Below are 14,980 nucleotides of genomic sequence, written 5' to 3' on the forward strand. Positions count from 1 at the left end.
TCAGACCGTCGGCGTCGGGGCAGCGTGACCGAGGTACTCCTCCAGGAGCACTCGCTGCAGGGTGAACATCTCTTCACGGTCAGCCGCCTCGGCGTGGTCATGTCCGAGCAGGTGCAGCACCCCGTGGGTGGCCAGCAGCGCGAGCTCCGCGCTGAGCGGGTGCCCGTTGGCCTTCGCCTGCGCGGCGGCGACGCCGGGGCAGATCACGATGTCGCCGAGCACGCCCTCGGTGACCGGGTCCTCGGCGGTGCCGGCGGTGAGCTCGTCCATCGGGAAGCTCATCACATCGGTGGCCCCGGGCAGGTTCATCCAGTCCAGGTGAAGCTGCTCGATGGCCTCTTCGTCCACCAGCGTGATCGACAGCGTCACGGCAGGTGCCAGGTGGAGCTTGGCGTAGAGGAATCCGGTGAGGTCCAGCAGCTCGGCAAGGTGCGCTCCGGAGATCTGATCGGAGCCGGAGCTGTCCTCGACCGTGACCTGGACCTCGGTCATCGCCGTCCTCCGCGTCGGGTCGCGGGGGCGGGAGCCCGGTCCTGGTGGCGTTCATAGGCGTCCACGATGCGGCCCACCAGTTCGTGGCGGACCACGTCCTCGGAGCCGAAGCGGGAGATCTCGATGCCCTCGACGCCGTCGAGGATCTCGATCACGGTGCGCAGTCCGGAGTCGGTGCCGCGCGGCAGGTCCACCTGGGTGATGTCACCGGTGACCACGATCTTGGAATTGAACCCCAGCCGGGTCAGGAACATCTTCATCTGCTCGGCGGTGGTGTTCTGCGCCTCGTCGAGGATGATGAAGGAGTCGTTGAGCGTGCGTCCGCGCATGTAAGCCAGCGGGGCGACCTCGATGATGCCTGACTCCATGAGCCGCGGTATCGAGTCCGGGTCGATCATGTCGTGCAGCGCGTCATAGAGCGGGCGCAGGTAGGGGTCGATCTTCTCGTTGAGGCTGCCGGGCAGGAACCCGAGCTTCTCGCCGGCCTCCACGGCGGGGCGGGTCAGGATGATCCGGTTGACCTCGCGGGCCTGCAGCGCCTGGACCGCCTTGGCCATGGCCAGGTAGGTCTTGCCGGTGCCGGCGGGGCCGATGCCGAAGACCACGGTGGACTCGTCGATGGTGTCCACATAGGTCTGCTGGTTCTTGGTCTTGGGCCGGATGGTGCGCCCGCGGTGGGAGAGGATGTTGGTGGTCACGATCCGCGCGGAGTCCTGCGCGGCGTCGGCGCGCACCATGGTGGCGACCTGTTCGATGATCTCCTCGGTGACCGTGGTCCCGGAGGCGGCCAGGGTCTTGAGCTGGGTGAGGATCTCCACGATCCCGGTGATCTCCCCGGCGGGCCCGCCCACGGTGACCAGCTGATCACGCAGCCCGATGGAGGACGCCGGGTAGATGCCCTGCAGGATGCGCAGCGCGAGGTCCCCGGCGCCGAGGCTGCGGAACATGGTCTCGGCGTCGGCGAAGTGGACCTGACGCTCGATGTTGCCCAGCGCGGCGGCGGTGGCGCCGCGGGCCGCTCCGGAGATGGGCGATGTGCTCGGGTTCTGCGAAGTCTCAGTCATTGGTCCCCAGTCTATGCGGTCTGCTCAGGCTGACCAGTCTCAGCACCCCAGTCCCAGCGGCCCAGCAGCAGCTGCGCGGCGGCCAGCGCCGCGGGACCGGCGGTGGAGGAGCGCAGCACGGTGGGGCCGAGCCGGGCGACCTGCGCTCCGGCGCCGGTGAGCAGCTCGATCTCGCGGTCGCTGATCCCGCCCTCCGGACCGACGACCAGGTGCAGCTCCTGCAGCTGGTGCGTGGAATCCTGCTGCATCGGATCCTTCAGCGTCGGATCCTTCAGCGTCGGATCCTTGCGTGCGGGCTTCTGCAGCGCGGCGATGGCCTGGGCCAGCGAGGTCTCGTCGGTCTCATGCAGCACGACGACGCCGACCTCGGCGCCCGCGGACCGGATCGCCGTGAGGTAGCCGGCGGTGCTCTGCAGCGGGCGCACCTCGGGGATGGTGGTGCGTCGGGTCTGTTTGGCCGCGGTCGTCACCAGGGCGACCCACTCGGCGTGCTTCTTGGTCTCGCGGCCGGCCTTCCAGCGGGCCACTGAGCGTTCGGCCTGCCAGGGGATCACCGCGTCCACGCCGAGCTCGGTGGCGGACTCCACGCCCTGCAGGTCGCGGCGGTCCTTGGCAAGCGCCTGGACCAGCACCAGCCGGGGCAGCGGCACCGGCTCCTCGATCACGGCGAGGATCTCCACCTCGAGCTGCCCGCCTCCGGCGGAGCGGACGCGGCCTTCGGCGCGCCGCCCCACCGTGTCGGAGAGCAGCACCGGCTCGCCGGGCTGCAGCCGCATCACGGTGGCGGCATGGTGGCCCTCCGCGCCGGTGAGCGTGACCACCTCGGCCACGGCCGCGTCGTCCAGCGCACCCGGGTCGAGGTGGAACAGCGGTGCCGTCATCTCAGATCGCGCATCTCTAGAGCGCGTCCCAGCGTTCGCGAAGCTTGGCGAAGACGCCACGGTGTTCGGTGGTGGACTCCCCGCGCTCCTCACCGCGCTCGAGGGCGAGTTCGCGCAGCAGCTGGGCCTCGCGGTCGGAGACCTTGGTGGGGGTCTCGACCTTCAGGTGCACCTTCAGCGCGCCGCGACCGCCGCCGCGCAGGTGGGTCACCCCGCGCTCCTTGAGCGTGAGCACCTCACCGGACTGGGTGCCCGGCTTCACGGTGAGCTCCTCGGCGCCGTCGAAGGTGTCCAGGTCGACCGTGGTGCCCAGGGCGGCCGCGGTCATCGGGATCGAGACCGTGGCGTGCAGGTCGTTGCCGCGGCGGGTGAAGACCTCGTGCTGCTTGACCTCGACCTCGATGAACAGGTCTCCGGAGGGGCCGCCGGCCAGTCCGGCCTCGCCCTCGCCGGCCAGGTGGATCCGGTTGCCCCGGTCCACGCCTGCCGGGACCTTGACCTTCAGGGACTTGCGCTCGCGCACCCGACCCTGGCCGTCGCACTCCTGGCAGGGGTCCTCGATGATGTTGCCGAAGCCGGCGCAGCGGGCGCAGGTCTGGGTCTGGATGACGGTGCCCAGGATCGAGCGCATCGGCCGCTGGACCTGGCCCTGGCCGTGACAGTCAGGGCAGGTGGTGGGCGAGGTGCCCTTGCGGGTGCAGGAGCCGTCGCAGACCGTGCAGGTCACGGCGGTCTCCAGCTCCACCTCCTTGGTGGTGCCGAACACGGCGTCGCGCAGGTCGATGCGGACCCGGATCAGCGAATCCTGGCCACGGCGGGTGCGTGAGGCGGGGCCTCCGCCTCCCCCGCCGAAGAAGGTCTCGAAGATGTCGCCGAAGCCGCCGAAGCCGGCGCCGCCTGCTCCGCCGCCGGGGAATCCGGAGCGGCCGTTCTCATCGCCGGTGGCGTCGTAGTTCTGCCGCTTCTGCGGGTCGGAGAGCACCTCGTAGGCGCGGCCGAGCGCCTTGAACTGCTCGGCGGCATCCTCGGAGGGGTTCACATCGGGGTGAAGCTTGCGGGCCTGTTTGCGGTAGGCCTTCTTGATCTCTTCGGTGGACGCCGAGCGGCTGACGCCGAGCGCTTCGTAATAGTCAGTCGTCATCTTCAAGGACGTTCACCCTTCGGAGAGAATTCGGGACAGGTAGCGCGCCATTGCGCGCACCGCGGACATGGTGGAGCCGTAATCCATGCGGGTCGGACCGACGACGCCGAGCTTGGCACCTTCGGCTCCCGCCTGGGAGCCATACTCTGCTGCGACGACAGCGGTCTCGATCAGCGAATCATGACTGGTCTCGTGACCGATGCGGATGGAGAGACCGCGTCGGTCCTGCTCCATCTCTGTCAACAGTCGAAGCAGCACTACTTGTTCCTCGAGCGCCTCAAGAATGGGACCGATGGAGGGACCGAGGTCGCGGCCCGACCTGGCGAGGTTAGCAGTCCCGGCCATGATGATGCGATCCACGCGGGAAGACTCGAGGATCGTCTCCACCGCCTGGGCGATGATCGCCATGGACGGCCGCAGCACCGGCTCCACCCGGCTGATCAGGGTGTCGGTGGGCAGCGGCAGGGCAGAGATGGAGCGCTGATGCAGTTCGGTGGAGAGCACCTGGGCGATCCGGTGCAGCGAGTCGTCGCCGATCGCGTCGGCGAGGGTGACCATGCGCTGCTCGACCTTCCCGGAGGAGAGGATCACGATGGCCAGCGCCTTGTGCGAGGACATCGAGACGATGTCGATATGTCGGATCTTCGCGGTGGAGCGCTGCGGATGCTGGATCACGGCGACCTGGTTGGTGAGCATCGCGAGCAGCCGCACGGTGTGCTCGAGCATCGCGTCGTGGTCATCGGCGGTCTCGAGCAGGGTGTCCATGGCGCGCCGCTCGGCGGCCGAGAGCGGACGGACCTCGGTGATCTTGTCCACGAAGCGTCGGTAGCCGAGGTCGGTGGGGATCCGCCCGGCAGAGGTGTGCGGGGCGGCGATCAGACCCTCCTCCTCGAGGTGGGCCATATCGTTGCGGATCGTGGCGGGCGAGACCTCCAGGTCATGGCGCTCCACCAGGGCCCGGGATCCGACCGGCTCCCGGGTCTGGACGTAGTCCTCCACGATGGCACGCAGAACCTGCAGACGACGGGTGTCTGACATGTAAGCTTGGCGCCTCCTGAACTTCTGGCACTCTTCGAGTACAAGTGCCAATTCTACAATGGGTGATCATGAGCGCTCCGCACTTCCCCGACTGGCGTCCCTCCTCCACCCCGAACTGGGGTGCCCAGGACCTCTCCCGGCTCCGTCAGAGCCAGCTCCGCAAGGTCTCCGCGATGCCCGCCGACTACGGCGCCGTGATCGAGGAGGTGGAGTCCGGCTGGGTCGGCGCCATCATCTCGGTGGAGGCCTCCGGCGGTGTCCATGTGGTGAGTCTCGAGGACCGGCGCGGCAAGGTCCGCTCCTTCCCGCTGGGCCACGGCTTCCTGTATGAGGGCCAGCCGGTGGAGCTGACTCCCCCCACCCCGCGGGCCGCCGCGGCGAAGCCCACCCGCACCGCCTCGGGTTCGGTGGCGGTGGCGAACGCGCCGGCGCGGGTCGCCCGGGCCTCACGGATCTGGGTCGAGGGCACCCACGACGCCGAGCTGGTGGAGAAGGTCTGGGGCGAGGACCTGCGGATCGAAGGCATCGTCGTGGAGCCTCTGCACGGCGCCGATGACCTGCTCGGCGCGATCCGCGCGTTCGGGCCGGGACCCCGGCGTCGGGTCGGAGTGCTGCTGGATCACCTGGTCCCCGGCTCCAAGGAGTCGCGCATCGCCCGCGAGGTCATGCAGCAGCGCGGCGCACAGGGCAACATCGCTGTCCTGGGCCATCCCTATGTGGATGTCTGGCAGGCCGTGAAGCCGCATCTCTTCGGGCTGAAGCGCTGGCCGGACATCCCGCGCAGTCAGGACATCAAGGTCGGCACGCTGCAGGCGCTGGGCTGGCCGCATGCGAACCAGCGTGACATCGCGCACGGGTGGAAACGGATCCTCGGCCAGGTCAGCAGCTACGCGGATCTCGAGCCCTCGCTGCTCGGTCGGGTGGAGGAGCTGATCGACTTCGTCACGGTGGAGCACTGAACTTAGGAACCGAGCGAGACCACCGGGTCCGGGCACACAGGCGCAGCGCGCAGAATCCGGACTCCGACACGCCTCCGTCGGCCAGTCGATGTCCAGGGCGATTGGGTAGAATTCGAATCGGGAACGGCCAGGTGCCGCAAGGGTGGCATCGCAGACACGGAGGTGCAGTGGAGCATAATCAGAAACCCCAGGGTGACCGGTCGGGGCAGGATGCTCGAACGGATTCTTCTGCACGCCTGAAGGGTTCCTCCGCTGCCGCCGCGGCGCTGACCCCGGCAGAGGATCGACGCTGGGCCACGTTGTCGCACTTCGGCGCGCTCATCGGCTGCTTCCCCGCCCTCGCGGTGTATCTGGTCTACCGCGACCGCGGCCCGTTCACCGCCCAGGAGTCCAAAGAGGCGCTGAACTTCACGCTTCCGCTGACCGCAGTGATGCTGGCCTGCTACATCCTTGCCCTGATCCCGGCCATCGGTTGGGTCTTCGGCCTCCTCGCGGTGCTGATCTGGGTCACGATGACCATCTCTGGGCTCGTGGCCGGCATCCAGTGCAACAAGGGCCGCCCCTACCGGTACCCCTTGAACCTTCGCCTGATCCACTGAGAATCCTCAGCTGATCCGCTGGGCATCGCCGCCTGCTCAACCGAGCACCCGGCCTTCGGTCAGGGCGCCAGTCGGCGGGTCACGGCATCGGCCAGCAGCCGTCCGCGCAGGGTGAGCACCGCTCGGCCCTGCGGATGAGCGGTGCTGGGCTCCGCGGCGTCGTCGTCGATCAGCCCGTCATGCACCAGTGACTGCAGGCTCTTCCGCGAGATCTTCTCGCCCTGGCTGCGGCGCAGCTCCGGCAGCGCGTTGTACCCGGCGACGTCGAGCCCGTCGGCCAGACGCACCCGCAGCATCAGGTGCTCCAGGGTCTTGTCCTGATCCGCCAGCAGCTCCCGGCCGTGGCCCGGGGTGGTGCCGCTGGAGAGCCGCTGTGCATAGGCCGCGGGGTGCTTCACGTTCCACCAGCGCAGTCCGGCCACATGGGAGTGTGCGCCAGGCCCGGCGCCCCACCAGTCGGAGTCCACCCAGTAGTTCAGGTTGTGCTCCGAGCGGGTCGCGGCACTGGTGGAGAAGTTGGAGACCTCGTACCAGCTCATCCCGGCGGCGCCGAGCACCTGATCGGTGAGCAGGTACTTGTCTGCCTGATCATCGGGGTCGATGTCGGGCAGCACGCCGCGCTTGATCTTGGCGGCCATCGCCGTGCCCTCTTCGATGATCAGCGAATAGGCCGAGATGTGGTCCGGCCGCAGCGCGACCGCGTGGTCCAGGCTGGTGCGCCAGTCTTCGAGGCTCTCCCCCGGCGTGCCGGAGATCAGATCCAGGCTGACCTGCAGGCCGGCGGTGCGGGCGGCTTGGACCGCGCGCTCCACGTTGGCCGGGTCATGGGTGCGGTCCAGGGTGCGGAGCACCTCCGGCACGGCGGACTGCATGCCCAGGCTCAGCCGGGTGAACCCGGCCTCGGCGAGGACCTGCGCGGTGGCAGCGGTGATGGTGTCGGGATTGGCCTCGGTGGTGATCTCGGCGTCCGGACGGAAGCCAAAGAGCTCACGGGCCCGGGTGAGGATCCGGGCGAGCTCCTCGGGCGGCAGCAGCGTCGGGGTGCCGCCGCCGAAGAACACCGTGGAGAACGGGCGCTCCGGGGCACCCATGGCGTCGAGCACTGAGCGGGCGAAGACCAGCTCGGAGATCAGCGTGTCCGGGTAGGACACCTGGGAGGCGCCGGGGCCGAGGTCCTCGGCGGTGTAGGTGTTGAAGTCGCAGTAGCCGCAGCGCACGCTGCAGAACGGGATGTGCACGTAGAGGCCGAGGGGCACCTCGGCACGGGCGGGCAGGGCCCGCTGCACGGCGGCGGGAAAGCCGCCGTCGGCGGGGACCGGGTCGCCGAGGGGAAGGGTGGAGGGCAACGCCTACTTCTTCCCGGCCTTCTCTTTGCCGGCCTTGTCCTTGCCGGCGTCCTCGTCCGAGGACAGCGCGGCGATGAAGGCCTCCTGCGGCACCTCCACGGTGCCGACCATCTTCATCCGCTTCTTGCCCTCCTTCTGCTTCTCCAGCAGCTTGCGCTTGCGGCTGATGTCGCCGCCGTAGCACTTGGAGAGCACGTCCTTGCGGATCGCGCGGATGTTCTCGCGGGCGATGATCCGCGAGCCGATGGCGGCCTGGATCGGGACCTCGAACTGCTGGCGCGGGATCAGGTCCTTCAGCCGGGAGGCCATCTTGACCCCGTAGGCGTAGGCGGAGTCGCGGTGGGTGATCGCGGAGAACGCGTCGACCTGATCACCCTGGAGCAGGATGTCGACCTTGACCAGGTCGGCGGCCTGCTGACCGGTGCCCTGCCAGTTCAGCGAGGCGTAGCCCTTGGTGCGGGACTTCAGCTGGTCGAAGAAGTCGAAGACGATCTCGGCCAGCGGCATCTTGTAGCGGATCTCCACGCGTTCGGCGGAGAGGTAGTCCATGCCTTCCATGGTGCCGCGCCGGGACTGGCAGAGCTCCATGACCGGGCCGATGAACTCGGCGGGGACGATGACCGTGGCGTCCACGATCGGTTCGCGGATCTCGCTGACCTTGCCCTCGGGGAACTCCGAGGGGTTGGTCACCCGATGGATCTCGCCGTCCTCGGCGGTGACCTCGTAGACCACGTTGGGAGCGGTGGAGATCAGATCCAGGTTGTACTCGGTCTCGAGCCGTTCCCGGGTGATCTCCAGGTGGAGCAGGCCCAGGAAGCCCACGCGGAAGCCGAAGCCCAGCGCGGTGGAGGTCTCCGGCTCGAAGTTCAGTGCGGCATCGTTGAGCTGCAGCTTCTCCAGGGCCTCGCGCAGCACCGGGAAGTCGGAGCCGTCAAGCGGGAAGAGCCCGGAGAAGACCATCGGGCTGGGGTCGTCGTAGCCGCCGATGATCTCCGCGGCGGGCCGGTTCTGGGCGGTGACGGTGTCACCGACCTTGGAGAGGCGGACGTCCTTCACACCGGTGATCAGGTAGCCGACCTCGCCGACGCCGAGACCCTTGGTGGCCTCGGGCTCCGGGGAGGAGACCCCGATCTCGAGCAGCTCGTGGGTGGCGCCGGTGGACATCATCTTGATCTTCTCGCGGTGCGAGAGCTTGCCGTCGACCACGCGCACGAAGGTGACCACGCCGCGGTAGGTGTCATAGACGGAGTCGAAGATCATCGCGCGGGCCGGAGCGTCGGCGTCGCCCTGCGGGGCGGGGATCTCGGCGACGATCTTGTCCAGCAGCTCCTCGACGCCGTCGCCGGTCTTGCCGGAGACGCGCAGCACGTCCTCAGGCTCGCAGCCGATCAGGTAGGCGATCTCCTCGGCGTACTTCTCCGGCTGGGCCGAGGGCAGGTCGATCTTGTTCAGCACCGGGATGATCTTGAGGTCGTGCTCCATGGCCAGGTAGAGGTTGGCCAGGGTCTGCGCCTCGATGCCCTGGGCGGCGTCGACCAGGAGCAGCGCGCCTTCGCAGGCGGCGAGGGAGCGGGACACCTCGTAGGAGAAGTCCACGTGGCCCGGGGTGTCGATCATGTGGAAGGCGTAGGTCTGCCCGTCGAGCTCCCAGGGCATCCGCACGGCCTGGGACTTGATGGTGATGCCGCGGTCGCGCTCGATGGCCATCCGGTCGAGATACTGGGCCTTCATGTCGCGGGCCTGCACCACCCCGGTCAGCTGCAGCATGCGGTCCGCAAGCGTGGACTTGCCGTGGTCGATGTGCGCAATGATGCAGAAGTTCCTGATGACACTGGGGTCAGTGGCGGCGGGCACCTGCGAGCTGCGGGCCTTCGGTGACACGGTGGTGGGAGTCCTTTGCTTCGTCGAGACGCCGGGCATTGTGCTGCACCTGGCACTTCATTGTTCCATGACTGCGGCGGTGGCTGCGCTGGGACGCTGCCGACGGCGCGGTCAGGTCTTACACGAACGGGGCCCCGCGCAGCGCGCAGGGCCCCGTTGCTCGCTCGCGTGTGAGCGGACGTTCTAGAGAGTCAAGCTCACAGAGCGTTGACGGTGGCGGCCAGACCGGACTTGCGGTTGGCGGCGTTGTTCTTGTGCAGAACGCCCTTGGAGACGGCCTTGTCGAGCCTGCGAGCTGCCTCGCGGTTGGCTGCGATCGCTGCGTCCTTGTCGCCGGCGGCAACAGCGTTGCGGACCTTCTTGATGGCGGTCCGCAGCTGGGACTTGACGCCCTGGTTGCGCTGGCGCGCCTTCTCGTTGGTGAGAATGCGCTTCTTCTGAGACTTGATGTTTGCCACGAGTTGTCTTTCTGTCTGAGGTCACTGGACGTGAGGATACATCCCTGTCGGCCGGCAGCAGACAAACTTCAGTGGCGTGGGGTTGCCATAGCGATTGCGCAGCCCATTGAGGTAGAGGGCCCAGGACTGCGCGAGACTTGCTGCCGCAGGGTTTTGGGGCTCTTTCGAACCCCAGACACTGCCTATAGACGATAGCAGAGAAGCCGCACTCCAGCCACCGAGCAGGGCGGTGTCAGGGTGTGTGTCAGGTCCGGTGTCGGGCTCGGCGTCGGGCTCAGCGGCCCGCCGAGGAGGCGATCACGGTGATGGCGCGTTCCACCGCGTATTCCGGGGTCCGCGAGGCGCCCTTGGCCTCGGCGTCGGCGCGGGCGATCGCCTCGATGGCCTCGGCCGCGCGCAGCGGGTGCCAGCGCCGCGCGGTCTCGGCGACCTGCTGCAGCTGCCAGGGTGGAGCACCGAGGGTGGCGGCCAGCGCGGCGGGGCTGCCGCGATGGTCCACCAGCGCTGCGATGTGCCGGCCCTTGCGGGCCAGCGCGGCGGTGACGGCGATGGGCGAGACCCCGGTGGCGATGGCGTGGCGGTAGAGCCGGGTGGCGGCCTCGCGGCGACCCTCGAAGGCGGCGTCGGCCACCTTGAAGGCGCTGGCCTCGACCCGGCCCCCGTGATAGCGGTCCACGTGTTCCTCGGTGATGTCCCCGGCGACGTCGGCCATGAGCTGCTGGCAGGCCCCGCCGAGGTCCGAGAGCGTGGAGCCGGCGGCGGCCACCAGCGCGCGGGCGCCGTCGGCGTGGATCTCACGTCCGGCGGCGCGGAACTCACGGCGCACGAAGTCGAGCTTCTCGTTGTCGTTGCGGGTCCCTGCACAGTCGACGACGACGGCGCGCCTGGCCAGCGCGTCCAGCAGCTTCTTGCCCCGGTTGCCGCCGCTGTGCCGCAGCACCAGGGTCACGTCCTCGGGCTTCTCCTCGAGGTAGGCCAGGGCGTCGGTGAGGAAGGTGTCGTTCATCGAGGCGAGGTCCTCGGCCAGGACCAGGCGCGCCTCGCCGAAGAGCGAGGGCGAGGTGACCGTGAACAGCTCTCCCGGCCCGGCGTCTGCGACGTCGAGCCGGGTGAACTCCAGGTCCGGGTGCTGCGCCCGGAGTGCCCGCTTGATCTTGTCCAGCGCCCGGCCGGCGAGGTAGTCCTCGTTGCCCTTGAGCAGGATCAGCGGGGCGGGTTCCACGCTGCGAAAGTCAAGGCCCTCGGCCTTGTTCGCACCGCGGCCCGCACCGCCGCCGCGCTGTGTGCCGGTCCGCGAGGACCCGGTCCGCTGAGAAGCCATGGGGCTCATCCTAGCGGCCCGGATCCCACGCGGATCCTGGGGTGGAAAGACCGGCCGTGGTGCTGCAGGTCAGAATCCTGTGCAGACTCCTCCGGCACCGAATCAGGGCAGCCGGATCAGGGCAGCTGCAGCTCGGCGCTGAAATGCCGCCGGGCCTTGCGCGGGTTCCAGCCGATGAAGCGCACCGCCTTGGGCCCATGCGGCTCCGCGGCGAACGCCACGGTCCCGGGCAGGGTCACCGGCGCCTCGAAGCGGATCCACCAGCGGTGTCCGGCGCCCTCGGGCTCCCGCCCTTCCAGCATCCTGCCCGCGCAGTACATGCCGTGCACGATCGCGGCGGGCATGCCCAGCGCCTTGGCGGCGAGCTGGGAGACGTGGATCGGGTTGTAGTCCCCCGACACGGCGGCATACGCCCTGCCCGCCTCCGAGCCCAGCCGCCAGGAGGCGGTCTTGACCGGCGGGACGAAGGACTTCAGCTCGGCGTCGGAGCGGGTCACGTCCGTGGACCCCGAGTCTGCCGAGATCTCTGTGCCCAGCTGGGTGCCCTTGCTGAGATAGGTCGAGACCGAGCGCCACAGCACCGAGGTCTCCGCTGCATTCTCCGAGTCAGCGTTCGCCGGGTCTGCCCCCTGCTCGAGCACGGTGACCTTGATGTCGACCTGGGTGCCGCGGCGGTGCGGGCGAAGGTTCTCCGCGGCCACCAGGATCTGCACCGGCTGGCCCACCCGGACCGGGCGCAGGTGCTCAACCTCGTTGGCCACATGCACAAGACCCATCAGCGGCAGCGGGAACTCGCCGTCGCTCATCAGAGCCATCTGCATCGGGAACCCGATGATGTGGACCAGCACCGAGGGCAGCGCGGCGCGGTGGGCGCCGTCGAAGGATTCTCCGCCGAAGAGCCGGCGGTAGCTCTCCGCCTGCTCGACGCTGACCCCTGGGTGCTGGGCCAGCACGGACCTGCCCGGCAGGGTGCGGGCGCCAGCGCCGGGGCGCAGCTTCGAGCGCGCGGCGCCCAAGGCGGCGCGGCCGTAGAGGCTGCTCAGCGAGGGCATCTCGATTTCAGTGACCATGGCTCAGGCCCCCACGAGGTTCTGTCCGCAGACCCGCAGGGTCAGCCCGGAGGTGCCCCCGGCCTGCGGCGAGGCCAGGAACGCGATCGTCTCGGCCACGTCCACGGGCAGTCCGCCCTGGTTCAGCGAGTTCAGCCGCCGGGCGACCTCCCGGGTGGCGAAGGGGATCTTCGCCGTCATCTCGGTCTCGATGAAGCCCGGTGCGACGGCGTTGATGGTGCCGTGCCGGGCGGCCAGCTGGGCGGCGGTCGCGGAGACCATCCCCATGACCCCGGCCTTGGAGGCCGCGTAGTTGGTCTGGCCGCGGTTGCCGGCGATCCCGGAGGTCGAGGCCAGCGAGATGATCCGCGGACCCATCGCGCCGCGGGCGTCGGCGTTGAAGAGCTCCGAGGCCAGGAAGGCCCGGTTCATCCGCAGCTGCGACTCGATGTTGACTGCGATGACCGAGTTCCAGCGGGACTCGTCCATGTTGGCGAGCAGCTTGTCCCGGGTGATCCCGGCGTTGTGCACCACGATGTCGAGCCGTCCGTGGTGCTGCTCCGCGTGGGCGAGGATCCGGTCCCCGGCGTCGGGTGCGGTGATGTCCAATTGCAGCGCGGTGCCGGAGACCTCGTTGGCGACGCCGGCGAGCTGCTCGCCTGCGGCGGGGATGTCCACCAGGATCAGTGTGGCGCCGTCGCGGTGCAGCACCCGGGCGATGGACGCGCCGATGCCGCGGGCGGCCCCGGTGACCACTGCGACCTGGCCCTGCAGCGGGCGGTCCCAGTTGCCCGGCAGCGCCCCGTTGACGCTGTCCACCGAGATGAACTGTCCCGAGACGAAGGCCGAGCGTCCGGAGAGCAGGAAGCGCAGCGCTCCGGCCGCACCGGGCGCTGAGGGGTCCAGGTCGTCGGCGAGCACGATGCCGTTGGCGGTGCCGCCGGCGCGCATCTCGTGCGCCGTCGAGCGGGTCAGGCCCTGGACCGCGCTGCGGGCGGCGCGCACGGCCGGATCCGAGGTGCCCTGCGGATCGCGCGAGACGGTGATGACCCGGCCGGAGGGCTTGAGCTGCTTGAGCAGCATCCCGATCTCCAGCACGGTGCTGCTGAGGTCCGCGGGGCTGGAGGCGGAGTCGAAGCAGGCGACGACGCCGGCCACCTTCTCCTTGGGCCCGACGTTGCGGCGGACATCGAGGTCCCAGCCGAGCAGCCGGTCCGCGAGCGCCGAGGCGGCCTCGGAGCTGCCCAGCACGACCACGGGGCCTTCGATGAGCGGGCGTCCTGGCCGGTGGCGGCGCAGCTTCGCCGGCTGCGGGAGACCGAGGTTCTTGGTCAGGGTGCGGCCGAAGCTGGTATTGGCGAATTCGGTGTAGGTGTCTCTAGCCATGAAGCGGTTACCGTCCTTCGATGATCGCGGTGATGCCCTGGCCGCCGGCGGCGCAGACCGAGATGAAGCCGAGCTTGCCGGGCTTGCCGTGCAGCGCCTTGGCCAGCGAGGCGACGATCCGTCCGCCGGTGGCGGCGAAGGGGTGCCCGGCGGCGAGCGAGGAGCCGTTGACGTTGAGCCGGCTGCGGTCGATGGTTCCCAGCGCGGAGTCCAGGCCGAGCTTGTTCTTGCAGAACTCCTCGGACTCCCAGGCCTTGATCTGGGCCAGCACCGTGGAGGCGAAGGCCTCGTGGATCTCGAGGTATTCGAAGTCCGAGAAGCTCAGGTTGTTGCGCTTGAGCATCCGGGCCGCGGCGTAGGCCGGAGCCATCAGCAGGCCCTCGGCGCCGTCGACGAAGTCCACTGCGCCTTCTTCGTAGTCGATGAAGTTCGCCAGCTTGGGCAGATCGTGCTGATCGGCCCATTCCTCGGAGCCCAGCAGCACCGCGGAGGCGCCGTCGGTCAGGGCGGTGGAGTTCGCCGCGGTCATGGTGGCCTCGGCGCCGAGGTCACGCCCGAACGCTGGGGAGAGCTTGCCCAGCTTCTCCAGCGTGGAGTCGGCGCGCATGTTGGTGTCACGTCCGACGCCCTTGAAGGGGGTGACCAGGTCGTCGAAGAAGCCGCGATCGTAGGCGGCGGCGAGGTTCTTGTGGCTGGCCAGGGCAAGCTCGTCCTGCTCCGCCCGGGTGATCCCCCAGGCGTGGGCGGTGATCGCCATGTGCTCGCCCATGGACATGCCGGTGCGGGGCTCGTTGACGCCGGGGGCCTGCGGGGACAGGTGGCCGGGGCGGATCTTCGCCAGCGCCTTGAGCCGCTGGGGCACCGACTTGGCCCGGTTGGCCTCCATCAGGATCCCGCGCAGCTCATCGGTGACCACGATCGGGGCGTCGGAGATGGAGTCCACTCCCCCGGCGATGGCGGAATCGATCTGGCCCAGCTTGATCTTGTTCGCCATCGAACCGATGGCCTCCATGCCGGTGGCGCACGCCATCTGCACGTCGAAGGCCGGGGTCTTGGGGTCCAGCGGGGTGCCCAGCACGGACTCGCGGGTGAGGTTGAAGTTCTTCGAGTGCTTCATCACCGCACCGGCGGCGACGGTGCCGATCTGTTCGCCCTGCAGCCCGAAGCGGGCCACCAGGCCGTTCAGCGTCGAGGTGAGCATGTCCTGGTTGCCCGCGGTGGCGTAGGCGGTGTGGGCCCGCGCGAAGGGGATGCGATTTCCACCGATGATGACGGCGTCTCGGATGTTCTGTGCACTCATGGAACTGACTCCTGGGTCGAGGGGTGCAGGCACCCGACGGAACGTCCGCTGGGTCAGCGGGTCCG

General features: G+C 69.1%; 14 protein-coding genes. 2 read left to right on the plus strand and 12 right to left on the minus strand.

Features of this window, described 5'->3' with window-relative positions; genetic code table 11:
* The 5 genes from ybeY to hrcA are packed head-to-tail and all read right to left on the minus strand — an operon-like array spanning window position 1 to window position 4,616.
* Window positions 1–492, minus strand: a complete 492-nt coding sequence (gene ybeY, locus LTI14_RS08315) for an rRNA maturation RNase YbeY (RefSeq protein WP_241469708.1) — start codon at window positions 490–492, stop codon at window positions 1–3.
* Entirely contained in the window at window positions 489–1,556 is a 1,068-nt protein-coding gene (locus tag LTI14_RS08320) for a PhoH family protein (protein ID WP_241469709.1), read from the minus strand. The genes ybeY and LTI14_RS08320 overlap by 4 nt, the downstream gene beginning before the upstream one ends.
* Window positions 1,557–1,567: 11 nt before the next feature.
* Entirely contained in the window at window positions 1,568–2,437 is an 870-nt protein-coding gene (locus tag LTI14_RS08325) for a 16S rRNA (uracil(1498)-N(3))-methyltransferase (RefSeq protein WP_241476239.1), read from the minus strand.
* Window positions 2,438–2,453: 16 nt separating this feature from the next.
* Window positions 2,454–3,578, minus strand: coding sequence for a molecular chaperone DnaJ (gene dnaJ, locus LTI14_RS08330; RefSeq protein WP_241464540.1), 1,125 nt, complete (start codon window positions 3,576–3,578; stop codon window positions 2,454–2,456).
* A gap of 12 nt (window positions 3,579–3,590) precedes the next feature.
* On the minus strand, window positions 3,591–4,616 hold the full coding sequence (hrcA, locus tag LTI14_RS08335) for a heat-inducible transcriptional repressor HrcA (protein ID WP_241464539.1): 1,026 nt from the start codon (window positions 4,614–4,616) through the stop codon (window positions 3,591–3,593).
* A 68-nt stretch (window positions 4,617–4,684) separates the two neighbouring features.
* Here hrcA and LTI14_RS08340 point away from each other — a divergent pair, with 68 nt between their 5' ends.
* Together LTI14_RS08340 and LTI14_RS08345 are read left to right on the plus strand one after the other, a co-directional pair.
* Window positions 4,685–5,575, plus strand: a complete 891-nt coding sequence (locus tag LTI14_RS08340; protein WP_241464538.1) for a DUF3097 domain-containing protein — start codon at window positions 4,685–4,687, stop codon at window positions 5,573–5,575.
* Between the two features lie 167 nt (window positions 5,576–5,742).
* The gene (locus LTI14_RS08345) at window positions 5,743–6,174 is read left to right on the plus strand and encodes a DUF4870 domain-containing protein (protein WP_241464537.1); all 432 of its coding nucleotides are present in this window, start codon (window positions 5,743–5,745) and stop codon (window positions 6,172–6,174) included.
* Window positions 6,175–6,233: 59 nt separating this feature from the next.
* Here LTI14_RS08345 and hemW read toward each other — a convergent pair whose 3' ends face one another.
* The 7 genes from hemW to LTI14_RS08380 form a co-directional block, all read right to left on the minus strand.
* Window positions 6,234–7,520, minus strand: coding sequence for a radical SAM family heme chaperone HemW (hemW, locus tag LTI14_RS08350; RefSeq protein WP_241469712.1), 1,287 nt, complete (start codon window positions 7,518–7,520; stop codon window positions 6,234–6,236).
* Window positions 7,521–7,523: 3 nt separating this feature from the next.
* The gene (gene lepA, locus LTI14_RS08355) at window positions 7,524–9,401 is read right to left on the minus strand and encodes a translation elongation factor 4 (RefSeq protein ID WP_241464535.1); all 1,878 of its coding nucleotides are present in this window, start codon (window positions 9,399–9,401) and stop codon (window positions 7,524–7,526) included.
* 197 nt (window positions 9,402–9,598) lie between these two features.
* On the minus strand, window positions 9,599–9,859 hold the full coding sequence (gene rpsT, locus LTI14_RS08360; RefSeq protein WP_241464534.1) for a 30S ribosomal protein S20: 261 nt from the start codon (window positions 9,857–9,859) through the stop codon (window positions 9,599–9,601).
* Between the two features lie 274 nt (window positions 9,860–10,133).
* The gene (gene holA / locus LTI14_RS08365) at window positions 10,134–11,180 is read right to left on the minus strand and encodes a DNA polymerase III subunit delta (RefSeq protein WP_342357741.1); all 1,047 of its coding nucleotides are present in this window, start codon (window positions 11,178–11,180) and stop codon (window positions 10,134–10,136) included.
* 116 nt (window positions 11,181–11,296) lie between these two features.
* On the minus strand, window positions 11,297–12,250 hold the full coding sequence (locus LTI14_RS08370) for a MaoC/PaaZ C-terminal domain-containing protein (RefSeq protein WP_241469715.1): 954 nt from the start codon (window positions 12,248–12,250) through the stop codon (window positions 11,297–11,299).
* Between the two features lie 3 nt (window positions 12,251–12,253).
* Window positions 12,254–13,615 (minus strand): 3-oxoacyl-ACP reductase, encoded by a 1,362-nt coding sequence (locus LTI14_RS08375; protein ID WP_241469717.1) that lies wholly within the window; start codon window positions 13,613–13,615, stop codon window positions 12,254–12,256.
* Between the two features lie 7 nt (window positions 13,616–13,622).
* Window positions 13,623–14,915 (minus strand): acetyl-CoA C-acetyltransferase, encoded by a 1,293-nt coding sequence (locus LTI14_RS08380; RefSeq protein ID WP_241464530.1) that lies wholly within the window; start codon window positions 14,913–14,915, stop codon window positions 13,623–13,625.
* Window positions 14,916–14,980: the final 65 nt, after the last annotated feature.

The organism is Nesterenkonia sp. YGD6, from assembly GCF_022565895.1.
Lineage (GTDB): Bacteria > Actinomycetota > Actinomycetes > Actinomycetales > Micrococcaceae > Nesterenkonia.